Source organism: Asaia sp. VD9 (assembly GCF_037150015.1).
Lineage (GTDB): Bacteria > Pseudomonadota > Alphaproteobacteria > Acetobacterales > Acetobacteraceae > Asaia.
The window spans coordinates 380,540-403,068 of sequence record NZ_JBBCQM010000003.1 but is presented as its reverse complement, the minus strand read 5'-3'; the positions used below and the strand labels follow the sequence as shown (position 1 = coordinate 403,068).

Annotated in this window: 20 protein-coding genes; 11 read left to right on the top strand and 9 right to left on the bottom strand. The window is 60.3% G+C overall.

The genetic code is table 11. The features are described 5' to 3' along the window. A partial coding sequence (locus WFJ47_RS06450) for a calcium-binding protein (protein ID WP_408868625.1) occupies positions 1 to 889 on the bottom strand: 889 nt, incomplete at its 3' end. Positions 890 to 1,006: 117 nt separating this feature from the next. Between WFJ47_RS06450 and WFJ47_RS06445 the strand changes: the two genes are divergently transcribed. Then, positions 1,007 to 1,879, top strand: a complete 873-nt coding sequence (locus WFJ47_RS06445; protein WP_336761691.1) for a LysR family transcriptional regulator — start codon at positions 1,007 to 1,009, stop codon at positions 1,877 to 1,879. Here WFJ47_RS06445 and WFJ47_RS06440 read toward each other — a convergent pair. The 3 genes from WFJ47_RS06440 to WFJ47_RS06430 all read right to left on the bottom strand — a co-directional run bounded on the left by WFJ47_RS06440 (position 1,840) and on the right by WFJ47_RS06430 (position 3,622). After that, positions 1,840 to 2,208 (bottom strand): transposase, encoded by a 369-nt coding sequence (locus WFJ47_RS06440; RefSeq protein ID WP_336761690.1) that lies wholly within the window; start codon positions 2,206 to 2,208, stop codon positions 1,840 to 1,842. The two genes, WFJ47_RS06445 and WFJ47_RS06440, sit on opposite strands and share 40 nt — an antisense overlap. Then, positions 2,208 to 2,528: a hypothetical protein gene (locus tag WFJ47_RS06435; protein ID WP_336761689.1), complete on the bottom strand. Its 321-nt coding sequence runs from the start codon at positions 2,526 to 2,528 to the stop codon at positions 2,208 to 2,210. The genes WFJ47_RS06440 and WFJ47_RS06435 overlap by 1 nt, the downstream gene beginning before the upstream one ends. Positions 2,529 to 2,716: 188 nt before the next feature. After that, complete coding sequence (locus WFJ47_RS06430; protein ID WP_336761688.1) at positions 2,717 to 3,622, bottom strand: LysR family transcriptional regulator ArgP; 906 nt, start codon at positions 3,620 to 3,622, stop codon at positions 2,717 to 2,719. A gap of 242 nt (positions 3,623 to 3,864) precedes the next feature. Here WFJ47_RS06430 and WFJ47_RS06425 point away from each other — a divergent pair, with 242 nt between their 5' ends. Together WFJ47_RS06425 and ampC are read left to right on the top strand one after the other, a co-directional pair. Then, the gene (locus WFJ47_RS06425; RefSeq protein WP_336761687.1) at positions 3,865 to 5,328 is read left to right on the top strand and encodes a Hint domain-containing protein; all 1,464 of its coding nucleotides are present in this window, start codon (positions 3,865 to 3,867) and stop codon (positions 5,326 to 5,328) included. A gap of 91 nt (positions 5,329 to 5,419) precedes the next feature. Then, positions 5,420 to 6,565, top strand: a complete 1,146-nt coding sequence (gene ampC / locus WFJ47_RS06420) for a class C beta-lactamase (RefSeq protein WP_336761685.1) — start codon at positions 5,420 to 5,422, stop codon at positions 6,563 to 6,565. Between the two features lie 85 nt (positions 6,566 to 6,650). Here the strand turns inward: ampC and lpdA are convergent, their stop codons facing one another. Beyond that, on the bottom strand, positions 6,651 to 8,072 hold the full coding sequence (lpdA, locus tag WFJ47_RS06415) for a dihydrolipoyl dehydrogenase (RefSeq protein WP_408868624.1): 1,422 nt from the start codon (positions 8,070 to 8,072) through the stop codon (positions 6,651 to 6,653). Then, positions 8,065 to 9,387: a 2-oxoglutarate dehydrogenase complex dihydrolipoyllysine-residue succinyltransferase gene (gene odhB / locus WFJ47_RS06410; protein WP_336761719.1), complete on the bottom strand. Its 1,323-nt coding sequence runs from the start codon at positions 9,385 to 9,387 to the stop codon at positions 8,065 to 8,067. The genes lpdA and odhB overlap by 8 nt, the downstream gene beginning before the upstream one ends. Before the next feature lie 383 nt (positions 9,388 to 9,770). Between odhB and xylB the strand changes: the two genes are divergently transcribed. Continuing rightward, positions 9,771 to 11,225 (top strand): xylulokinase, encoded by a 1,455-nt coding sequence (gene xylB / locus WFJ47_RS06405; protein WP_336761717.1) that lies wholly within the window; start codon positions 9,771 to 9,773, stop codon positions 11,223 to 11,225. 99 nt (positions 11,226 to 11,324) lie between these two features. Here the strand turns inward: xylB and WFJ47_RS06400 are convergent, their stop codons facing one another. Continuing rightward, positions 11,325 to 12,140: an alpha/beta fold hydrolase gene (locus WFJ47_RS06400; RefSeq protein WP_336761682.1), complete on the bottom strand. Its 816-nt coding sequence runs from the start codon at positions 12,138 to 12,140 to the stop codon at positions 11,325 to 11,327. 141 nt (positions 12,141 to 12,281) lie between these two features. Between WFJ47_RS06400 and WFJ47_RS06395 the strand changes: the two genes are divergently transcribed. The 4 genes from WFJ47_RS06395 to WFJ47_RS06380 all read left to right on the top strand — a co-directional run bounded on the left by WFJ47_RS06395 (position 12,282) and on the right by WFJ47_RS06380 (position 16,328). After that, on the top strand, positions 12,282 to 12,761 hold the full coding sequence (locus tag WFJ47_RS06395; protein WP_336761715.1) for a cupin domain-containing protein: 480 nt from the start codon (positions 12,282 to 12,284) through the stop codon (positions 12,759 to 12,761). A 70-nt stretch (positions 12,762 to 12,831) separates the two neighbouring features. After that, positions 12,832 to 13,845: a LacI family DNA-binding transcriptional regulator gene (locus WFJ47_RS06390; RefSeq protein WP_336761680.1), complete on the top strand. Its 1,014-nt coding sequence runs from the start codon at positions 12,832 to 12,834 to the stop codon at positions 13,843 to 13,845. 98 nt (positions 13,846 to 13,943) lie between these two features. Next, positions 13,944 to 14,801: a shikimate dehydrogenase gene (gene aroE / locus WFJ47_RS06385; protein ID WP_336761678.1), complete on the top strand. Its 858-nt coding sequence runs from the start codon at positions 13,944 to 13,946 to the stop codon at positions 14,799 to 14,801. Positions 14,802 to 14,876: 75 nt separating this feature from the next. Further along, positions 14,877 to 16,328: a sugar porter family MFS transporter gene (locus WFJ47_RS06380; protein ID WP_336761676.1), complete on the top strand. Its 1,452-nt coding sequence runs from the start codon at positions 14,877 to 14,879 to the stop codon at positions 16,326 to 16,328. 27 nt (positions 16,329 to 16,355) lie between these two features. Here WFJ47_RS06380 and WFJ47_RS06375 read toward each other — a convergent pair whose 3' ends face one another. Next, a complete protein-coding gene (locus WFJ47_RS06375; RefSeq protein ID WP_127103646.1) occupies positions 16,356 to 17,606 on the bottom strand; it encodes a multidrug effflux MFS transporter in 1,251 nt (416 codons plus the stop codon). Positions 17,607 to 18,055: 449 nt separating this feature from the next. On the opposite strand from WFJ47_RS06375, the gene WFJ47_RS06370 reads away from it, so the two are divergent. Further along, positions 18,056 to 18,718 (top strand): hypothetical protein, encoded by a 663-nt coding sequence (locus WFJ47_RS06370; protein WP_336761673.1) that lies wholly within the window; start codon positions 18,056 to 18,058, stop codon positions 18,716 to 18,718. Between the two features lie 102 nt (positions 18,719 to 18,820). Beyond that, a complete protein-coding gene (locus WFJ47_RS06365; protein ID WP_336761671.1) occupies positions 18,821 to 20,146 on the top strand; it encodes a UDP-glucose/GDP-mannose dehydrogenase family protein in 1,326 nt (441 codons plus the stop codon). A gap of 402 nt (positions 20,147 to 20,548) precedes the next feature. Here WFJ47_RS06365 and pspF read toward each other — a convergent pair whose 3' ends face one another. Continuing rightward, on the bottom strand, positions 20,549 to 21,655 hold the full coding sequence (pspF, locus tag WFJ47_RS06360) for a phage shock protein operon transcriptional activator (protein ID WP_336761669.1): 1,107 nt from the start codon (positions 21,653 to 21,655) through the stop codon (positions 20,549 to 20,551). 133 nt (positions 21,656 to 21,788) lie between these two features. On the opposite strand from pspF, the gene pspA reads away from it, so the two are divergent. Then, positions 21,789 to 22,475, top strand: coding sequence for a phage shock protein PspA (pspA, locus tag WFJ47_RS06355; RefSeq protein ID WP_127103644.1), 687 nt, complete (start codon positions 21,789 to 21,791; stop codon positions 22,473 to 22,475). Positions 22,476 to 22,529 lie beyond the last annotated feature (54 nt).

The window sequence follows — 22,529 nt, the reverse complement described above, 5'->3', positions numbered from 1 at the left end:
ACAGCGCGCCAGAGACGCTGATCGACTGGTTCACGCCATGATAGACGGAAAGGTCGCCTGCGGCAGAGATGGTGTCGCCCACCGTGCCGACGATGGTGCCCGTGCTTCCCGTGAAGTTCACGGTTGAGCCGGTGCCGCCGAAGATCGTGCTGTTGACGCCAACCGAGATCTGGCTGCCGGTCAGCGCTGCATCGACGATGAGCGAGTTCGACTGCAGGTTGACGATGGAGTTGCCGCCCAGGATCGTGACTGTATCCGAGGAATTCTCCACGCCATCGATGGTATCCTTGCCCTCGGAAGCGACGAAGTTCGCACCGGCTCCGAGCTGGATCAGGTTGCTGCCATCGCCTGCGCGGATGTTGTTGACCCCGTCCGAACCGATGATGGTGTCGTCACCATCGCCGGTTGCGATCGTCCAGTCGCCCTTCTGACCCTGGGCGTTGAACAGGTTATCACCCATCGTCGAGACGAACTTGCCGTCATAGCTGCCAGCGTAGAAGCTGACACCCGCCGTATTACCGGCGAGAATGGACAGGCTACTGCCCGTCATGCCTGCGCCATTGACCGTAACCGGGGAGGAAAGCGGCGGGACAGGCGTGTCCTGAGCCGCACCGTCGACTGCGCCGCCCTGGGCGCCAATCACGAGATTCGTGTAGTTGCCGCTCAGCGCAAAAGCGCCCCCGGTGGTGATGACACCCTGGACAAGCGAATTCGTGCCCGCAGGCTCGTTATTCCCGCCTGCAACAAGATCAACCGAAGAGACGTCACCGGTCGCGACTGCACCCAGGATCTGCTGTGCATAACTCGAGGCAAGAGTCTGCATCCGGGCACCTTCAACGGTGACCTGCACAGTCATGCCAGACGTACCAACTATCGTTACGATCGCCATGCGACCAGCTCCTTGCATTGACGGTTAATAACGAACAAGCGTTATTTTGTGCCTATGATGCGGAGCCTTTTGGTGTTTGTAATATACCGTTTCTAACTTTCTCCATACGAGGTCGGTATGGATCTTCGCCGCCTGCGTATGTTTATGGCTGTGGCAGAGCAAGGCAGTATAACGGATGCCGCCAAATATCTACACATGGAACAACCACCACTGAGTAGACAAATATCGTCAATAGAAGAGGATCTTGGAGTAAAACTTTTCACAAGATCGAGGAGAGGAACAGAACTAACAGAAATTGGCGGACTATTTCTTCAGAAGGTCATCCCCCTCGTCCGTGAGCGGGACAACCTATTCAACTATATTAAAACCCTGAAGAGATCACACGAAGGAGTTATAAAGATCGGCTTTGTCGCCGGGGTTCTTGCTGTTGGGGCGATCGTGTCTGGCATAAAGCGAATCAAGGAGATGAAATCTGATATACGCTTCGAGCTAATATGTGGGACGTCTGAGGAACTGACGGAGAGGCTTATAGGTCACGATCTCGATATAGTCCTGCTGTGGGGACCCATATCGAACAAAGGTCTCGTTTCATACGATATATATGAGGAGGACATGCTTGCTGTTATCCATCTTCCAAAACCACATCAGAGCCTGCCTGCCGATATTTATAAAAATCTATACACAAGCGATTTGATTATATTTCCAAGGGAATTTAGCGGTGGGCTATATGACTCAATAATCGAGCACACTGTATCCGCGGGAACAAGTCCCGTCATTCGACCTATAGCACCGGATGTCACATGCATCCCTCCATTAGTCGCTGCAGGACTGGGTAATGCAATCGTGCCCCTGTCGGTGACTAAGACATATAGTGGGGATATTTGCTACGTACCCGTACCCGAGAGGCTACGCTGTCAAATTGTCGCTGCCGCGCGAAAGGAAGTCCCGTCTCAGATTGTCGCTCTGTTCGTCACTGTCCTCAGGAGATGACCATCCCGCGATTTTCGGGCAAAAAACAGTGCTCGCTTCTGGAAGGTTATGCCTAGAGTGTTTTCCTCTCTTTCTGGCTCATACCCTGCGGCGGTGAAGAAATTGGCGCATTTATCGGTCGTGACCTGATCGATAAGGCTTCCGACCTTGTTCCCAAGCCCCTTGCGGGTGCGTTCGGCGGCGCGGCGGCGATGGGCCTTGAGCCTGGAGAAGGCCATCTCAATCGGATTGAAGTCTGGGCTGTAAGACGGCAGGAATCGCAGGCTGGCACCGGCCGCCTCGGTCACCGCCCGCACGCCCGGTCCTTTATGCAAGCCGAGCTCGTCCATTACGACGGCATCGCCGGGGCGCAGATCGGGCTGGCTTGTCGAATCACTCCTGCCGTCGTGTCAGGATGTCCGGGCGATCCTGCTCTCCTGCATGAGCGGACTTTTTTCCATGCGACCAGGTGGCGGGCGAAGAAGCGCCACAGCGCGCCGGTCGCGAAATGGTGGCCGTCATCGGCCAGGCGGGCACGGATATCAGCGAGGGTCAAGTCGTCCTGCGCCGCAATCATCGCATGGATCCGCCCGGCATGCGCCTCGATCCGATAGGACAGACAATCTCCGCCACGCGCCCTGGCCGCAGGACTGCCGGTCGCAGCAGCCAAAGCGCACCAGCAAACGGCGCTCGCCGGATTAACCCGCTGCGCGGCTCATGGCCACTGCCGTGCGCACTCGTAGCGCTGAGATACTTCCTCCATCAGCAGACTACGCCTGCTCTCCTTGACGCCGCCGCTTGACGTATCGCAATCATCCAAGCGATCCGGTCCACGCTTGCTCCACGCGAGGTTACACCCTATCCGGGTGGAAGAAGAGCGGGATGCACCGCGCATTCGCGTGTCAAATGGCGTGTGAGATCCTCCAGAACCACACTCTTCAGCCGAGGCAGAACCAGATAGAGCGGCACTTCGAACCTGTTCCCGGGGTCGAGTTCCACAAGTCTGCCCGCCGCCAGATGCGGGGCGGCAAGCGTCGTTGGTTGCAGCCCCCACCCCAGACCACTGAGCGTGAAATCCAGAACGCCCCGGCTGGAGGGGACGTAATGGGTGAGCGGCGAGAGATGCGTGCGCTTTGCCCGATCAAGCCATTGCCTCTGCAGACTGTCCTGCGCATTCAGGCAGATGCACGGCGCTGTATCGATCGCCTCGTCTGTCATCCCCTCAGGAAAATAACGCGCCACGAAATCCGGTCTGGCACATGCCGCATAATGCATGGCGCCGAGATAAAGGGTTCTGCACCCGGGGAGCAGATCGCTGCAGGTCGTGACGGCCGCCATGACGTCGCCCGTACGCAGCAGATCGGCTGTCTGGGCCACATCCTCGACAATCAGCGTGATGCAGATCTCTGCCTTTTCTGCATAGCCTGTAAGAATATCGGGCAGCCAGGTCGCGAGGCTGTCGATATTGACTGCCAACCGCAGGGTCGTTCTCTCGCCACTCTGGAAGAGAGCCGCACCCGTCTGCTGGCCGATCTCGGCTTCAAGGAGTTTTACCTTGTCGACATGGGCACAGAGTAACTGGCCCAGATCCGTGGCCCTGCACGGAGACCCGCGCACGATAACCAGCGCACCGAGCCGTTCTTCAAAACTGCGCACACGCTGGGAAACCGCAGAGGCCGTGATCCTCAGGGCACGGGCTGCGCCCTCAAAGGAACCCTCACGGATAACTGCCACGACTGCACTGAGTGCCGCATAATCAAGCATGGGCGTAAGTTATGCTTAGGACCCCTAAGAAAGACAAGCTTTTCTTAGGGGAAAGTAACGCCTAGTTTCCGCGCAGATCGCAGACCACACGGATTTACCGTTACTGCAATCACAGGGAAATCACTGATCTAGCTCTGTATATATCAAAATATTACATCTCATATATCGGGATAATACATCGTTACTGCACAATAATGTTAGATCAAGACCGCTCGTCGAAAAATCATGTTTGGGTAGGAATCATGTCAAACATTCAAAAGTGGGCAGTGCCGGGATATTCCTGCACGCTTTTCGGCAATCGCAGCCCAATCACCTCGCTAGGTGAGGTCACGGTTTACATCGACTTCGATAGAAAGCAGTTTCAGGTGAATCTGTCAGATGGCCGCACGATAGGTGGACCTTTCAAAACTTTTCTCAGTGGTACCGTCTATCAAACCAAGGGAATGTTTGGTTTCTACATCGGCACGAGCTTCTACCTCTTTGGCGAGAATGCCTCTTTTGCGGACGGTTATCTGGCTTATCCTGCCAGTGGAACTGCCGATATGGTATGGGTCTCCACCGCAACCGCGCAGAGCGGACCACTTCTCAGAAGCTCCTCCGACAATTTCTACTCTCCCCCCTCGCCTACGGGTGAGCCCGTAGCCGCCATATGCTATCTGGCGGGCACGCTTATTCTGACCCCTCAGGGCGAACGGATCATCGAAACCCTCGAGCCGGGGGACGAGGTTATCGTGAGACGCAAGGGTATCGATTGTGCCGAAACGATCCGTTGGGTCGGGTCGGCACGACAAGTCGTTGACAAGCGGGAACGGCACGACGAGCGCGCCGGATATCCAGTGCGTCTGCGCACCAATGCGCTCGGCAAGGGCATGCCGCATCAGGATCTGTACGTTACGGCCGAGCATTGCCTTTTTCTCGAAGGCTGTTTCGTGCCCGCACGTATGCTGATCAATGATGACACGATCGCCTACGACAGATCACGCAATTCATTCACCTATTTCCATATCGAACTCGAAACGCACGGAATCATCCTCGCCAATGGTGTGGAGAGTGAAACCTATCTGGACACGGGCAACCGGCTGCTTTTCGCGCAGAGCGCGATAGAGGGCCCCACCCTCCTGCACCTGCCGCAGAGGCGTTCCTGGGAAAAAGATGCCTGCGCACCGCTCAATGTCGCGCCTGAATTCGTGCGTGGCCTATGGGAAAAATTTGCGTCTGTCTCTACAGCGGAATTTGCGCGGCGTCACCCCATCAGCGTCGATCCCGCGCTTCATCTGATGCGTGACGATGGCACGGTTCTCACCCCATACCGGCATGATGGCCAGACCTATCTTTTCCGCCTGGATGCGCAACCCCGCATCTATCACCTCTGCTCACGCAGCGTGCGTCCCTGCGAGGAAACCGGACCCTTTCTCGATGATCGCCGGGAATTCGGCGTTCTCGTGTCAGCGCTTATGCTCTGGACCAGCACAGGAATGACGGCGCTCTCCGTCAAACACTGTGCTGCTACGCAACCCGGCTGGCATCGCGCATGCGACGCCACAGGGGCCTGGACCACGGGTGACGCCATGCTTGTTCTGGATGACGACGCGTTCGACGGCCTGAGCCAGGTCATTCTGTCGGTCAGACTGGCGGGGACCAAACTCTATCCGGCCCCTCTCGAAGAAATGCCGCATTTACCAGCCACAGCGTCCGGCACGATATGACCGTCAGACACAACCGCCTCTTCCCTCCGGGGAATGAAGCGGGAATTTGTCGGGAAAACAGCATACATAACGAGAACGAAACAAGAAATCGATGAGACGACTTCCACATTCCTGGCTGGTTTTCTGCCTTCTGGGTCTTGTCACCACAACACCCGCTCTCGCCGACGCGCTGGATGACAGGATCGAGACGGCCTTTGCCCCGTTGGTCAGTCGCTATGATGTACCTGGTCTCGTCGTCGGCGTGACGCAAAACGGCGTTCATCATTTCTATATGACGGGTTTCGCCTCACGCGCGGACAAGCGGCCCGTCACGCCGGATACGCTTTTCGAACTCGGCTCCATGAGCAAGATCTTCACCGCAACACTCGCTGCCTTGGCTGTGGAGCGAGGCAAGGTCAAGCTCGAAGACACTGTGGCGCATTATCTGTGTGCTGATACCTGCACGATCGGCAATCACCTGACATTGCTCGATCTGGCGACGCATCACTCGGGCGGACTGCCCCTGCAAGTGCCGGATACAGTCAAGGACATCAACGGGCTGATCGCTTGGCTCAAGGCCTGGCAGCCACCTCAACCCGGCGCCCGCAGTTATTCCAATATCAGTATCGGTCTGCTCGGCTTCATCTCGGCGCAGTCCCTCGGGTTGCCCTATGCCGAAGCAGTCCAAACGATCCTGTTCCCGGCTCTGGGGCTGCATCACACCTGGATCCATGTCCCTCAGGACGACATGGCCCTTTACGCCTATGGCTACGATCGCAAGACGGATGCCCCCATCCGTGTCCGGCCGGGCGTTCTGGCCGATGAGGCCTATGGCGTGAAATCGACCGCACGTGACATGCTCACCCTTCTCGATATCGAACTCGGGCGGGGGCATCCGCCTGCCGAAATCAGCAAAGCCGTTGCACTCACCCAGAAGGGACGCTTCAAGACTGCGTTCTTCACGCAGGACATGATCTGGGAACACTATCCCTGGCCCACTCCCTTGCAACCCATGATGCTCGGGAATGGCTATGACTTCATCCTCAAGCCCCAGCCGGTCAAGGTGGTGAGCCTCGCCACACCGCAAAGTCGCGATGGGCTCTTCAACAAGACCGGATCAACGGACGGCTTTGGCGGCTATGTTGTCATGATCCCGAGCCGACAGATCGGTATCATCATGCTGGCCAACAGGAACACCCCCAACGAGGCTCGCGTCCAGGCAGCGTACACGCTGCTCAAGACACTGCTCCAGCAATAAAAAAACGGGGCGCCGTCGAGCGCCCCGGAATTGGGAATCGGAATGAAGCCCCGACCGGGATCGGCCTCGGAGGCTACCAGAGCCCTCAGAGATGCAGCGCCTGGTCGAAGGCCCCCAATGCCGCTTCCTTGAGCGCTTCGGACAAGGTCGGATGGGCATGACACGCCAGCGCCACATCCTCGGCGCTCGCCTTGAACGTCATGGCCAGCGTGGCCTCGGCGATCAGCTCGCCTGCACAGGCACCCAGGATATGCACACCCAGAATACGGTCCGTCTTGGCGTCCGTCAGAACCTTCACGCCACCATCGGTCGCCGCAATGGCACGGGCGCGTGCACTTGCCATGAAGGGGAAGCTGCCCGTCTTGTAGGCGACACCCTCCTGCTTGAGCTGCTCCTCGGTCTTGCCGACCATCGCAAATTCCGGCTGGGTGTAAACGACTGACGGAATGGCGTCATAGGGCACATGCCCGATCCTGCCCGCCAGTTGTTCAGCCAGCGCCAGACCTTCTTCCTCGGCCTTATGGGCCAGCATCGGCCCCGCAATCACGTCGCCAATGGCATAGATGCTGGGGCAGGAGGTGCGGAAATGCCCATCTACCGGAATGCGACCCGCCTCATCTGTATCGATGCCGACAGTGCTCAGATCGAGCCCCTGCGTGTAGGGTTTGCGCCCGATCGCCACCAGAACCACATCGGCTTCCAGCGTTTCACTCTCTTCCTTGCCAACTTTCTGCACCGTAAGTGACAGCGCGCTCTGTTCGGTCGCCACCTTGGTCACGCGGGTGGACAGGCGAAATTTGAGACCGAGCTTTTCCAGCGCGCGCTGGAACTGACGGCCCAGACCACGATCGAAACCGGGCGCGATATGATCGCCATATTCGATCACCGTCACTTCGCTGCCAAGACGCTTCCATACGCTGCCAAGCTCGAGCCCGATCACCCCGGCCCCGATGACCGCGAGACGCTTCGGCACGGCCTCAAGGCTGAGTGCACCGGTCGAGGACACCACGCGCTTTTCGTCGAAGGCCAGACCCGGCAGAGCCGCAGGTGCGCTGCCCGTCGCGATCACGATGGAACCTGCCGTGACCGTCTCACCGTTGATCGTGAGGCTGTGCGGCCCAGTGAGCGTTGCCTCACCCACTCGGAAGGTGATCTTGTTTTTGCGGAAAAGGAAGCCGATCCCTTTGACGGTATCGCCCACCACGCGCTCCTTGCGCGCCATCATCTGGCCAAGGTTGAGCACAGGCTTGACGTTGTCGATCCCCAGCCCGGCAAATTCCGTCTCGGCTTCATGCAGTCGCTCGGAGCTGTGCAGCAGTGCCTTGGAAGGAATACATCCGACATTCAGACACGTGCCGCCCGGCGTCTCACGACGATCGACGCAAAGCACCTTCAGGCCGCGCTGTGCCGCCTTGATCGCACAGACATAACCGCCAGGGCCCGCGCCAATGACGGCCAGATCGAATTCATGAGTCTCCGACATGGCGGTCTCTTTCGTTTCAGACATCGAGAAGCAGGCGACGGGGGTCTTCCACATACTGCTTGATACGCACCAGGAAGCTCACAGCCTCGCGTCCGTCGACCATGCGATGGTCATAGGAGAGCGCAACATACATCATGGGACGGATCACCACCTGCCCATCCACGGCTACGGGGCGGTCCTGAATGGCATGCATGCCCAGAATGCCTGATTGCGGCGGGTTGAGAATGGGGGTCGAGAGAAGCGAGCCGAACACGCCGCCATTGGTGATGGAGAACGTACCGCGCGAGAGTTCATCGAGCTTGAGCGTTCCGGCACGCGCCCGCGTACCGTAATCATTGATGTTGCGCTCAAGCTCGGCAAAACTCATCTGGTCGGCATCATGCAGCACCGGCACGACCAGGCCGCGCTCGCTGCCCACGGCAATGCCCAGATTGACGAAACGCCGATAGATGATCTCCTCACCTTCGATCGTCGCGTTGATGGCGGGGAATTCCTGCAGCGCCTTGATACAGGCGCGGGCGAAGATGGACATGAAGCCGAGCTTCACACCATGCTTCTTCTCGAAGATCTCGCGATATTCCGCCCGCAGCGCCTTGGCGGCGCTCATATCCACCTCGTTGAAGGTGGTCAGGATGGCGGCCGTGTTCTGAGCATCCTTGAGGCGACGCGCGATGGTCTGGCGCAGACGTGTCATGGGCACGCGCTGTTCGCGGCTATCCTGCTCGCCCTTGCCCAGAAGCGCAGCCAGAGCCGCCGCCATGGCGGGTGGGGGCGAGGCTGCCTGACCTGCGTCGGCGGGCTGCGGGACCGAGGGAGCCTGCGGGGAAGCAACGGGTTCCGGTTTCGGCGCAACCAAAGATGCCTCATCCCGGGGGGCCGCAGCGCCGGGCTGCGCCATCTTCGCGATCACGTCGCCCTTGGTCACGCGCCCGTCGAGGCCCGTGCCCTGGGTCACGCTTCCCGGTGCGATATGAGCTTCGGCCATCAGGCGCGCTGCGGCAGGCATCGGGTCACGCGTGGTTGCCGAGGCGGCGACCGGAGTTTCGGGCTTCGGGGCGGGAGTGCCCTCGGGTTTTGCCGGGGCGGTCATGCTGGGGGTTCCCTTGGGGTCGAGCGTGCCAAGCACGCTGCCTACCGCGACTTCGGCACCCGCTGCCATCAGATCGCCCCCCAGAACGCCGGCCTGCGGGGCGGGTACCTCCACGCTGATCTTGTCGGTCTCCAGTTCGACCACCGGCTCATCCGCCGCCACTGCCTGACCGGGTTGCTTGAGCCAGCGGGTTATTGTTGCCGAGGTGACACTCTCACCGAGTACCGGCACCCTGATCTCGACCGACATCATCTCTCCCTTTGCCCGTTAGGACTTCTGTCGTGCGTCTGTGCGACCGACTATAGACAGGCGACCATAGACAGGAACAGTGGCCATGCCTACTCCGCCTGCGCTCATGGCCGAACTGCAGAAATAGAGAGGTGACCCCCGTTTTGTCAGGGCTCATGACACTTAAACATGCCATCGACAGGCAGTTTCACCCGATTGTGACGCGACAGCCCGCATAGGCCGGCGCTTTCATCCCGGGCGTATAATGCTCACAAGATGGGTCACCCCCTCGCCTTCTTGCGAGGCCGGATGCGCCGACAAGGCCTCTCCGGCGTTGTCTCTTCCGGCCCCGCGCAACGCGCGTAACGTTTTCCCATAAGGTCCGTTAGTCCATGGTTTCTGGCATGTATCTCGGTATCGATCTCGGCACTTCCGGCATCAAGGCGGTACTGGTCGACAGCACTCAGAAGGTCGTCGCGGCCCATACCGAAAAACTGGAGGTCAGCCGCCCGCATCCCGGATGGAGCGAGCAGAACCCCGAGGACTGGTACGACGCGACAATGCGCGCGCTGGACGCTCTGCGTGAAACCCACCCGGCGGAACTCGCCAGCGTGCGCGGCATCGGGCTGTCCGGCCAGCAACATGGTGCGGTACTTCTGGGCGAAGGCGGCGAGGTGCTGCGTCCCTGCCTGCTCTGGAACGACACACGCGCCGAGACCGAATGCTCCCTTTTCGAGCATCGCTTTCCATTATGCCGCCAGATCACCGGCAATATCGCCATGCCGGGCTTTACCGCACCCAAGGTTCTCTGGGTGGCACGCCATGAGCCCGAGATCTTCGCGCGGGTCACCCATGTGGTATTGCCCAAGGCCTGGCTACGTTTTCGGATGACCGGCGCGCTGATCGAGGACATGTCTGATGCCTCCGGCTCGCTCTGGCTCGATACAGGGCGTCGTCTGTGGTCGGATGCCGCACTCGAAGCGTCAAATCTGCGCCTCGCCGCCATGCCTGAACTTTGTGAGGGCTCCGCGCCTGCCGGACACCTCAATCCAGACCTTGCCGCGCGCTGGGGCATGACAGAAGCGCCAATCTTTGCCGGAGGCGCGGGGGATAACGCTGCAGGAGCGGTCGGACTGGGCGCGATTCATACGGGTGATGCCTTTCTCTCGCTCGGCACATCCGGCGTTGTCTGGGTGACAACCGACAGTTTTCACCCCGGTGGCAATCATGCCATCCATTCCTTCTGCCATGCCGTGCCGGATCAATGGCACCAGATGGGGGTCACCCTTTCGGCGGCAGCCTCGCTTGCCTGGTGGTCGCGCGTGACCGGCATGGATGAGAAATCGCTCCTCGCCGAGCTACCGCAGACTCCCGAGGCCCCCTCACCCGTGCTGTTCGCGCCGTATCTCTCCGGAGAGCGAACCCCCCATAATGATGGCACGGTGCGCGGCGGCTTCACGGGACTGACCCAGGACACGACGCGCGCCCAGATGACGCAGGCCGTTCTTGAAGGCGTCGCCTTCTCCTTTCGTGATGCGCTTGAGGGGCTGGCGGAGTCCGGTACCGTCATCACGCAGGCCGATGTGATTGGCGGCGGGTCACGCAGCCCCCTCTGGACGTCTATCCTCGCCAGCGTGCTCGGTATTACCCTGCATCGGCTTGCCAATGGCGAGCAGGGCGGTGCGTTCGGTGCAGCACGTCTCGCCCGGCTTGCCGTCACCGGCGAAGCTGTTGCAGAAGTCTGCCTGCCCCCCGAGCGCGTGGCCTCCATCGCCCCGGATGACCGCCTGAGCGGTCCCTATCGTCAGGCCTATGCGCGTTATCGCGCGCTTTATCCTGCCTTGAAATCCATCCCCTGATCGCACGATGGTTTGCTGAGGCAGGGATGAAGCACCCTGCAGCGCCCGCATAGCCCATGGAGCGGCATTCACGGAGCGCGACCTCAGACCCTGAACCGCTCAGGGTGCAGGGCTGACGTGCTCGATGAAACGGTCGAGGACAGCGAGGCCTCCGTTCTCGATCAGGGTCGAATGTGATCCCTGCTGCGTCGTCCAGATCTGCTTGGGCTCGGGGGCGGCGTTGAATACTGCAAGGCTCTCGGATGGCGGGACCGTCTTGTCCTGAAGCGTTCGCATGACCAGAAGCGGCATTTTGAGTCCGGGAATACGGCTCAGCGTGTCGAACGGGTTTCTCAGCAGCATACGGACGGGCATGTAGGGGTATCGCGACGCCGCGACATCGGCGATGCTGGTATAGGGTGCATCCAGCACGAGCCCGGCAGCGCGAAAATCGAGGGCGGTGCGCATGGCGACGTGCGTCCCGAGGGACTCACCATAAAGAATGATCCGATCCGGAGCGATTCCCTGAGCCGCGAGAAACCGCATGGCAGACGCAGCATCGCGTATCAGCCCCGCCTCGCTTGGTTTGCCGGGATTCCCTGCATATCCCCGATATTCAACCGCGAGCAGACCTGTATCGCCTTGGGTCATCAATGCGAAGCGATGCGCGCGTGTCGTGATCGAGCCCGCATTGCCGTGAAGGTAAACGATGACCGGCCTCTCATGGCCCGGCGCGCGATAATAGGCCGAGAGCGCCAGACCGTCAGACGTGTGGAGGGTGACGAGACTCGTATCCGCCATCAGGGATGCAGGATCCTGAACAGGCACTGAATCGGCGGGGAAAACCAGCCTGTCCTGACGCAGATAGAGAAACGCGGCGAGGGCGAGATAGAGGGCTATGGCAAAGCCCGTGGCGATCGCGAGGTATCTGATCACGGTGAAGGGTCTCGGAACGTTTTTCGCATAGATGCGTAGTCAAGAAGATGTGACCCTTCTGTAACCCGATTATCGAGAGCCAGATCAATGAAATATTTATGGCCGATACCGCTTCTCCTTGCCTTTCTGGCGGCTGCGGCCATGGCGCAAGCTGCGGACAATACCCCGGCCAAGCCCTTGCGCAGTTATCAGCATCTCTGGACCGACACGAATGGCGTAAGCCATGTCTCACGCTGCCCGGTCTCGAATTTCTTCCTCAAGAGCATGTCGCCGCCAGCGGGGCCACAATGGCAAAACCCCATGGAGCCCCAGACTGCCACCGTGATGATGACCGTTCAGCCGCGCCATTGGAATGGGGCCTGGCATCCTGACCCCAAGCCCCAATGGATCATCCCGCTCAAGGGGCGTTGGTGGGTACGCGCGATGGACGGAACCCGAGTGGAAATGGGCCCGGGGGATATCCTGTTCGGCGAGGATCAGGATGTGCGCCCCATGGCCGAAGGCCCCTATAAGGGCAAGAAAGGCCATGATGCGGGCAATGTCGGCGACGACGAAGTGACGCTCCTGGTCATTCAGTCCGCCAACCCGCCCGAGCGCAACAAACCCTGTCGCTATCACTGATTGGACGCTCTGCGACCCGCTTCACGACGCCATATCGCGTCACGGCCAGACTTCGTGGCATAAGCGGGCCATGACCAAGCGTGTGATCACCTCGATCGATGTTGCCCGCCTTGCCGGCGTGTCCCAATCGGCAGTCTCCCGTGCCTTCTCCACAACGGCCAGCATTTCTTCCGCCACGCGGGAGAAGGTGCTCAAGGCGGCGGATACGCTTAATTACAAGCCAAACCGCATCCCTTCGATCATGCTGACAGGGCGCTCAGGCATGATCGGCATCATTGTTGGCGGGCTACGTAACCCGCTCTACGGCTCGGCCCTCGAGCAATTATCGGCGGGCATACGCGAGGCTGGCTTTCAGGTGCTCTTGGTCCAGGTCATGGACACGGTCACACTCGAAATGGCGCTGGACACTCTGGCAGGATATCGCGTGGATGCGCTGATCACCGCGCTGGCGATCGGTTCGGAAGATACGGCTGCCGCGCTCTCGACATTGAATATCCCGGTAATCTGCTTCAACTCGGCCCTCATCGGCCCGGGAATTTCGTCGGTACGCTCCAATAATTTTGAGTCTGGACGACGCGTCGCAGCGCTCATGCAGCAATGGGGGGTCGAGCGCCCCTATTGGCTGGCAGGTCCGGTCGTCAATGCCGCGTCACGCGCCCGCCGCGCAGGGTTTCTGGAGGGCTGGAGCGCAGAAAAGTCGAGCGTAACCGAGCTCCAGGGCGATGACCATTACGACTCTGCGTTCACCGCAGTTTCCGAAGCCCTGCGCGCTGGACACAGACCTGACGGATTATTCTGCAGCAATGACCTGATGGGCTGTGGCGCGCTGGATGCGCTCAAGGACACAGGTGGTATGAGCTGCCCAGAGGATGTGGTGGTGATCGGCTATGACAACATCCCACAATCGGCCTGGCACTCCTATCAGCTCAGCAGCTTTGATCAGCGCCCCGATGCGCTGGTGGCAGCCTCGCTCGATATCCTCGCCCGCTCACTATCAGTTCCGGATGAGCGCCTGTCGGAAACCCATGTGATCGAGGCCGATCTCGTGCTGCGACGCAGCACGTCCCGCATGATCACTCCTTAAAACCGTCTTCATGGTGCAACCCTTGCTGTCTTCATCGCTTCTTTTGCATAGCTATGCAAAATTGAGCGCATCCTGATATGCGCTTGGGAGAGCCCTTCATGACAGACCGTTCCTTTCGCTCGATCCTGACCGGGTCTTTCTCGACCCCATGTGCCAAGAACCCTACCGTCGCGATGATGGAGGCCGGATATGCCAAGGCCGGGCTCGATGCGCGCTATATCAATTGCGACGTCAAGCCGGAACATCTCGCCGCTGCCATCGCTGGCGCGAAGGCCATGGAATGGGCCGGATTCAATTGTTCCATCCCCCACAAGATCGCAGTGCTCGACCATCTCGATTCCATCGCGGAATCCGCCAGAATCATCGGGGCGGTCAATTGCGTGCAGATCCGCGACGGCAAACTCACGGGTAACAATACCGATGGCAAAGGCTTTCTGGCCTCGCTGCGCAAGCTGACCGACCCGAAGGGTAAGACCATCCTCATTCTGGGGGCCGGAGGGGCGGCACGGGCCATCGCGGTAGAACTCGCTCTCGCTGGCGCACAATCGATCACCGTGGCCAATCGCAGCGCAGACAAGGCCGTTTCCATTGCGCACCTTCTCGAGGAAAATACAGCGTGTGAAGCGAAGACCCTGGACTGGTCGGGCGAACTGGCCGTGCCCGAAGGCGTGGATGTGCTGATCAATGCCACCTCGATCGGTCTTGGCGATCCAGAGGCCATGCCGTCGCTCAAGAGCGAAACCCTGGTCCATGCGCGCATCGTGGCAGATGTGATCCCGAACCCGCCCATGACGAAGCTATTGCGGAGCGCGAAGGAGCAAGGCTGTCAGACGCTCGACGGGCTGGGCATGCTGGTCAATCAGGGCATTATCGGTGCGGAACTCGTTCTAGGCGTGAAGCTCTCCGCGGAGATCATGGAAAAGACCCTGGCCGTTATTTTCGGCGTGCAGGACTGAGCCTTTCTCTCCGGGGCGCGCCTGTCCCAGGGTACGCATCCGGCACACGTGTCGCGCCATGCAAGGAGTCCCGTCATGCCGGATAATGCCCCCCGCCCCGCCGACGCACGCCTTACGACAGAACTCGACACCGCGCTACGCAGGCTCGAAGCCGCGCCTGACAGGCGGGACAACGCTCACCGCATGGTCGCTCTGGCCGCCTCGGTTGCGGCAACAGGGGGGCTGCTCTTCGGTTATGATACCGGGATCATCGCCTCTGCCCTGATCTATATTACCCATAGTTTCGCTCTGGACAGTACAGGCCAGCAAGGGATTGCAGCCGCGCTCAATCTGGGCGCGGTGTTCGGGGCCATCATGAGCGGCCCGCTCTCCGACCGGTTGGGACGTCGCCCCTCCGTCATGGTGGCGGCGCTCGTTTTTACCCTTGCCTCTTTGGGCTGCGCGCTGGCTCCATCGCAGACCATGCTCATTCTGGCACGGTTCGTGCTGGGGTGGGCCATCGGCGCAACCACACAGATCGTGCCGGTCTATGTGGCTGAGCTCGCCCCGGCAGAGCGTCGCGGCGGACTGGTCTCGCTGTTTCAGCTTGTCTTCTCTCTGGGGCTGCTCGTCGCTTTTGCTGTTGGCTACGCCCTGGCCGGGCCGCCGGAATGCTGGCGCCTGATGTTCGGGCTTGGCGTCATCCCGGCCCTGTTTCTCGCTCTGGGTATGGTATTCCTGCCTGAAAGCCCCAGATGGCTGCTTGAGCAGGGCAGAGCCGCGCAAGCCGTTCAGGTGCTCTATCGCCTGCGTGGCCATCACGAACCGATACGCCGGGAACTCGATGCTCTGCGCCAAGCGCAGGATCAGGCATCGGATACGCCCGGATGGTCGGCCTTACGCACATCCTGGCTGCGCCCGGCCCTGATCGCGGCGATTGGGCTCGCGGCGCTCTCCCAACTCTCCGGGCCGAACGTGATCGTGTATTACGCGCCGATCATTCTTTCCGAGGCAGGGCTCGGTCACTCGGCTGCCCTGCTGACCTCGGTCGGGGTCGGCGTGACGTCCACAATCACCACGTTTATGGGAATCATGCTGATCGACCGCGTCGGGCGGCGACGCATGTTGCTGACGATGCTGCCTTTTGCAGCGCTCGCGCTTTTTGCCCTCGGGACACTCTTTGACAGTACCGCCTCGCTGGAGGGGATGAGACTCGTCTGCGTGGTGCTGGCTCTGCTCGCCTATATCTTCTTCAATTTCGGCTCACTCTCGGTGGCGGTCTGGCTGGTAGCCTCCGAGGTCTTTCCCCTGATCATACGCAGCAAGGCCATGGGGCTGGCGAGCGCAACGGTCTGGCTCTCGGATACGCTCGTGTCTCTGTTCACCCTCACTCTGGTGCACGATCTCGGGCGCAGCGGGACATTCTGGCTGTTCGGGGCGATCAACGCCCTGGCGTTCTTTTTCGTCCTGCGCTGGGTGCCGGAAACAAAGAACACGACGCTGGAGGAGATTGAGAACAGCCTGCGCAATGGTACTTTCCACCCCTGACGCGCAGAAGCGCAAGCAGAGCTATGCTCAGATACGCGCAGCCTCGCCCGTGTTCTGGATCTGACGCCTCTCGGCAGAACGGCGCCAGAAATTGCATAGCACCATGCCTGCAATACCAGCCAGCATGCCAAAGGCCGTCGAACTCAGCCGTGTCGGCGGCAGAAGCGCCATGAGGATGCCGCTCGACCCGCCAATGGCGAAGGCCATGGTTCCCAGCAACGCCGAGGCCGCCCCGGCCTGATGCCCATGATGCGTAAGCGCCAGCACATTGGCATTCGGCCCGATGAAGCCAAGGGTGAATGTGGTGGTGATGATCAGCGCGCAGAGCGGCCAGGGGTCGTTCTGCCCGACGATATGGCTGGCGCTTACGGCCAGCAGCACAAGCCCGGATGCCAGACAGGCCGCCAGTCCCCCCTGCATGACAGAGGTGAATTTATAGCGATGGGACAGCTTGCCATTGATCTGAGTGGCAAGAATGAACCCGCCCGCATTGATCCCGAAGAAAATGGCGAAAGCTCGGGGCGAGAACCCCAGCAGATGCTCGAAGAGCAGCGGTGCGTTCGAGAGATAGGCAAACATCACGAAGGTACTGAAGCTCGACAGCGTGGCCGAGGACATGAAGACAGGCTCACGCACGAGGCTCACATAGCGCCGCAGGATCTCGACCGGGGGCAGCGCGTAGCGTCGCTCGACCGGCAGGGTTTCCGGCATGACCATGAGCCAGAGCGCGGCCAAAGCAGTGGCCGCCACGGCCCCGGCCCAGAAAATCAGGCGCCAGCTTCCGAAGGCGAGAAACACGCTGCCCAGAGTCGGAGCAAGAATGGGCCCGACACCGAAGACGAGGGTGAGTTGGGACATGAGCCGCACAGCTTCATGTCCTGTTGCCACATCGCGCACGATGGCGCGGGGAATGACGCTGGTAATGGCCCCACCCAGAGCCGCCACGAGGCGCAGCAGGCAGAACGACCAGTAGGAGCCGGTGGTGGCGAGAGCGATGGTTGCCGCCACATAAATGGCCAGCCCCACCACCATGGGTTTGTGCCGCCCGAACCGGTCCGAGAGCGGGCCAAGACAGAACTGCCCGATGGCCAGGCCGATGAACCACGCCGCCAAAGTGAGCTGAGCCGAGCCCGGACCCTGCCCAAGATCACGCTCCAACTGCGGGAAAGCAGGCAGATACATGTCGGTCGAGATCGGACCGATGGTGCTGACGAGACCAAGCAGAATAATCTGCCCGGTAGAAAAGCGTATGGCGGGATGAGGCGATGAGGTCAGCACGGGAAAACCGGGTCCAATCAGTCTTGGCCCTCAGAACACGAACAGCAACCGGCAACCCAGAAGGCGGTCCGGTGAAAAGCTGGAAAAAGACCGGATCCAGTTTCGTCGGGGGAGTCGTGTCCGTCAGACATATGACACTCTTCTCCGCCTCCTCTGCCAGAAAGGCAACCGGGGTTTTTGCAACAGCCCTCCACGCGCGCACCATATAACGGGTTTGTGTGACTGTGACCCAGGCCGGATCTCCGCCTCGCCGCAAGCTGCCCTACTCGGCCTGCTCCCGCGACCGACAGAATACACCCCTCATGCCTTAAGGCTCATGCCGCAACCGGACGCCAAACCACCGCCCTCTAACGACGCCACGTGCCTCGGGTCGCCAGAGGACAAGATGGTCGATTTATTCGAATATTACCTAGAAATACGATGTTTTCAGTAAGTAAAAAGATTATTAAATGACTCAAAAAGAGATGAAAACAAGACTATATCGAGGCATAACAATTCCTGTAACTGCCATTATCATGGCCCTGGTATGTGGATGCGCACAGGCTGCCGAACTTCCTCTATGCCGCACGCCCGATGAGGTCCTTTCAGGAACCCGGCTGACCGTCGGGACAATGGATGGGTATTTCGATTGGCAGAGCGAGTTCAGAGGGTTCAAGACAAGTCCGGTTTTCCACCTTGATTTCGTGACCTGCATCCCAGACATCCTTAGACATATCGTTGGAATGTTCCAGACGCGCGACGCCCAGCTTTTCGAGCTGCAACCGCGAGGGCTTATCCGTGGAGGCACCGCGCGAAGTGTTGACCCCTCGTTCTACGATCACGGGGAGCGAAGGCGCTGCAGCCATCTCTCGACAACAGCCGATATCTGCATAGAACGGGCCCCCGATCGGTCTGTCATTTTCGTCGAAAAAAATACTCCCCCCGTCCGGCGCATTCCGCTCATCGTCTCCAGGACCAGACCCATCAAAGGCTTCGCGTTTTTTGGTTCACCCGATTCACCTGCGGGGCTCGTCAGTCTGTGGGTCGACAGACGTACCGGCTACGATTTTATCATCTTCGATATCTATCAGGCGCCATCGCTGAAGGGCTTCGGCTCCATTTATATCAGGTGATCACCGCCCATCGCCGCCTGCCACCTACCCTGCGCGCTTTATCCCGCGCGTAGTTTGAGCTACGCCCTGCACATTCAGGTTTCGCACAGGAAAAGAGATCACATGCGCATAGCGATGATTGGCGGCGGTTATGTCGGACTGGTTTCCGGTGCCTGTTTCGCGGAGTTCGGCACCGATGTGGTGATTGTCGAAGCTGCTCAGGACAAGCTCGCCGCCTTGCGGGCAGGGATCATCCCGATCTACGAGCCGGGTCTGGACAAGATCGTCTCCGCCAATACCGCTGCCGGGCGTCTTGCCTTCACCGATGATCTGGCCTCCGTAATCGACACGGTCGATGCCGTTTTCATTGCTGTCGGCACGCCCACGCGTCGCGGCGATGGCCATGCCGACCTGACCTATGTCTATGAGGCCACGCGGCAAATTGCGCGCCATGCCAGCAAGGGCCTGCTGGTGGTGACCAAATCCACCGTGCCCGTGGGAACAGGACGCGAGGTCGCCCGTATCCTGCGCGAGGAACGTCCCGAACTCGCGTTCAGCGTCGCCTCGAATCCGGAATTCCTGCGTGAAGGCAACGCCATCGGCGATTTCATGCGCCCCGATCGCGTCATCATCGGCATCGATGACAGCGCGCCCGATCAGGGTGCCCATGCCAGCGCGCTCATGCGCCAGCTCTACCGGCCACTCTATCTGATCGAGACGCCCATCGTCATGACGGGGCTGGAAACCGCCGAACTCACCAAATACGCTGCCAATGCCTTTCTGGCCATGAAAGTCACCTTCATCAACGAGATGGCCGATCTTTGTGAGCAGGTAGGGGGCAACATCCATGACGTGGCGCGCGGCATGGGGCTGGACCAGCGCATCGGCCGCAAATTCCTCCATGCCGGGCCCGGCTATGGCGGGTCATGTTTCCCCAAGGATACTCGCGCGCTCACGGCCATTGCCCGCGATGCCGGAGCGCCTTCGCGTCTGGTCGAGGCCACGGTCGCCATCAACGAGGATCGCAAATCCGCCATGGCCGAACGTGTCATCGCCCTTTGCGACGGCACGGTGCGCGGCAAGACCATCGCCATCCTGGGCCTGACCTTCAAGCCCGATACCGATGACATGCGCGAGGCCTCTTCGCTTCCGCTCATTCATCGACTGATCGAGGAAGGAGCTCATATCAAGGCCTTCGACCCCGAAGGCATGAAAGCCGCCCGCCCTCTCCTGCCTAAAACCGTGATCTACGCCAGCTCCGCGCAGGAAGCCGCCACCGAGGCGGATGCCCTCGTCGTGCTGACCGAGTGGAACGAGTTCCGCGCCATCGCCCCCGCCAAGCTGAAAGCCGCCATGCGCGGCACGGCCATCGCTGATTTCCGTAATATCTGGGACCCCGCCGCCTTGCGCGATGCCGGATTTACCTATCGCTCGATCGGACGCCCCTGACGCGCAGGACGCGCCAAGCAACACGAGGACCCCGGGAAGGGGCGCGGCCCCTTTCCTCCCCTGTAGCCGATTTCAAAACGCCAACTATTCTCCAGCGGATGCGGGCCAGAGCCCGGTGCTGAGTCTGCCTACTTCCAAGGTGAGGTCGCTGCCACGACTGCGACGGGGGCACGCCGCTGCCTGTCGGAAGAAGTCTATCCCTTCGCCCCCTCGAACAGGTTTCCAAAGGATGACCATCCTTTGGCGGGTGCAGGGCAGAGCCCTGCAATCCCCCATGACGTAAATCCACACTTAATGGCAATTTACACCACAATAGCCTCGGCCACTTACCGAAACTCATTATAACCGCGATCTTGGCACGGTTCTTGCAAGTCCCCACTCATGAACAAGATCTCATCCGCCTCAGCCTTCAGATTCAGCATTGCGTCTGGCATTCCGCTCGGCGAGGCCGTGCTGACGCAGCAGATGACGCAGCTGGTAATAGGTGAGCCCGAGCGCGATCGCGGCCTGCTTCTGGTTGAAACGAGCGTCACGCAAGGCGCGGTCGAGCAGGGCATGCTCATAAGCTCGGGTGGCCTCGGTGAAACTCGTCCCCTCCGGCAAAGTGACGGACGGGGTCGAGGATGGGGCTTCACGCGCGGGAAGCGTGGCGGGCTCGGCCGTGACGGAAGCAGGGGCCAGCCCAGCCGCCTCGCTGGCGAGAGGGCGCAACCAGTCGGGCCCGTTGCGGAAGGGGTCGAACACGATATCGTCGAGCGGACGCTCGGGGCGTTCCATGCGGTAGACGCTGCGCTCGACGACGTTGCGCAATTCGCGCACATTGCCGGGCCAGTCATAGCGCATCAGCCGGTCCCGGGCGCGGTCGGTGAACCCGGCGAAGAGCTTGCGCCCGAGGCTTGCGGTCATGCGGGTAGCGAAATGCTCGCACAGGATCAGGATATCCTCCTGACGCGCGCGAAGCGGCGGCAGCATCACCACATCGAACGCCAGACGATCGAGCAGATCGGCACGAAAATCGCCCTTGCGGGCCATGTCGGGCAGATCGGCATTGGTGGCACCGATAATGCGCACATCGACATGGATGGTCTCATTGCCACCCACACGCTCGAAGCTGCCATACTCGATGACGCGCAGAAGCTTCTCCTGAACGGCCATGGAGGCAGAAGCGATCTCGTCGAGGAACAGCGTGCCGCCATGGGCCTGCTCGAAACGCGAGAGCCTGCGACGCTGGGCACCGGTAAAGGCCCCGGCCTCGTGGCCGAACAACTCGCTATCGAGCAGCGTATCGGGCAAGGCCGCGCAATTGAGCTTGATCAGCGGCCTGTCCCAGCGCGGCGAGAGCAGGGCCAGTCGCGCTGCGACAAGCTCCTTGCCCGTGCCGCGCTCACCGATGATCAGGGCGGGACGGTCGAGCGGCGCGAGGCGGGAGATGTGATCGAGCATCTCCAGAAATGCCGGAGACTGGCCGATCGGTGTCGGATTTTCATCGTTTCTGGCAGATCGCGCCATGTTCTGGCCAGTCTCATCAGGGGTGTTTCAGAAACCCTATCTTTCACCTCGGATCGTTACGCTTGCAAGAGAAGCCTGTGTTCTCCTGCCCCGATTTCCTGTTAAGTTCCTCCCAGCATAGAAAGAGCATCACATGGGTATCTTCTCCCGCCTTGCGGATATCGTGAATTCCAACCTCAATGCCATTCTGGCCAGCGCCGAAGATCCGGAGAAAATGATCCGGCTCATCATCCAGGAAATGGAAGATACGCTAGTCGAAGTACGCAGCCAGGCCGTCACCATGATTGCCGAGCGCAAGGGGCTCGAGCGCCGCGCGCGCGCCATGGTGCAGGAAGAGGATGAATGGCTGCGCAAGGCCGAACTGGCCCTGACCCGTGATCGTGAGGATCTGGCCAAAGGCGCTCTTGCCGCCAAATCGACCATCGAACAGTCGCGCAAGGCGCTGGAGCAGCAGATCGCGCAGGTCAATGAGAGTCTTGATCAGCAGCATGACGATATCGGCAAGCTGCAGGCCAAGCTGGCTGACGCCAAATCACGCGAAAAATCCCTTGCGCTGCGCCACAAGGCGGCAACCAATCGCATCAAGACGCGCGAGCGCCTGTATGATACGCGGGTGGAAAATGCCTTCAACCGCTTTGAGCAGGTAGAGCGTGCGCTTGACGCCCTCGAAGGGAAGGCCGAAGCCTATGATCTGGGACGTGGCCCAGGCGGGACACGCAAGCCGAGCCTGCAGGAAGAGCTGGCCGGGCTCGAAACCGATATGGCCGTCGAGAACGAACTCGAAGCGCTGCGCGCCAGGATCAAGAGCCGTCAAGGATGAGAGCAAGCATGAGACGCATTGACAGCACAAAGGTCGCGCACGAGGCACGTCACC

Bases quoted from the DNA above. Each gene is read 5' to 3' on its own strand.
- WFJ47_RS06370 (WP_336761673.1), top strand. From the start codon at position 18,056: ATGACTCAAAAAGAGATGAAAACAAGACTATATCGAGGCATAACAATT.
- lpdA (WP_408868624.1), bottom strand. From the start codon at position 8,072: ATGTCTGAAACGAAAGAGACCGCCATGTCGGAGACTCATGAATTCGAT.
- WFJ47_RS06425 (WP_336761687.1), top strand. From the start codon at position 3,865: ATGTCAAACATTCAAAAGTGGGCAGTGCCGGGATATTCCTGCACGCTT.
- WFJ47_RS06445 (WP_336761691.1), top strand. From the start codon at position 1,007: ATGGATCTTCGCCGCCTGCGTATGTTTATGGCTGTGGCAGAGCAAGGC.
- aroE (WP_336761678.1), top strand. From the start codon at position 13,944: ATGACAGACCGTTCCTTTCGCTCGATCCTGACCGGGTCTTTCTCGACC.
- WFJ47_RS06390 (WP_336761680.1), top strand. From the start codon at position 12,832: ATGACCAAGCGTGTGATCACCTCGATCGATGTTGCCCGCCTTGCCGGC.
- xylB (WP_336761717.1), top strand. From the start codon at position 9,771: ATGTATCTCGGTATCGATCTCGGCACTTCCGGCATCAAGGCGGTACTG.
- WFJ47_RS06440 (WP_336761690.1), bottom strand. From the start codon at position 2,208: ATGGACGAGCTCGGCTTGCATAAAGGACCGGGCGTGCGGGCGGTGACC.
- WFJ47_RS06365 (WP_336761671.1), top strand. From the start codon at position 18,821: ATGCGCATAGCGATGATTGGCGGCGGTTATGTCGGACTGGTTTCCGGT.
- WFJ47_RS06395 (WP_336761715.1), top strand. From the start codon at position 12,282: ATGGCGCAAGCTGCGGACAATACCCCGGCCAAGCCCTTGCGCAGTTAT.
- WFJ47_RS06380 (WP_336761676.1), top strand. From the start codon at position 14,877: ATGCCGGATAATGCCCCCCGCCCCGCCGACGCACGCCTTACGACAGAA.
- ampC (WP_336761685.1), top strand. From the start codon at position 5,420: ATGAGACGACTTCCACATTCCTGGCTGGTTTTCTGCCTTCTGGGTCTT.
- pspF (WP_336761669.1), bottom strand. From the start codon at position 21,655: ATGGCGCGATCTGCCAGAAACGATGAAAATCCGACACCGATCGGCCAG.
- odhB (WP_336761719.1), bottom strand. From the start codon at position 9,387: ATGTCGGTCGAGATCAGGGTGCCGGTACTCGGTGAGAGTGTCACCTCG.
- pspA (WP_127103644.1), top strand. From the start codon at position 21,789: ATGGGTATCTTCTCCCGCCTTGCGGATATCGTGAATTCCAACCTCAAT.
- WFJ47_RS06430 (WP_336761688.1), bottom strand. From the start codon at position 3,622: ATGCTTGATTATGCGGCACTCAGTGCAGTCGTGGCAGTTATCCGTGAG.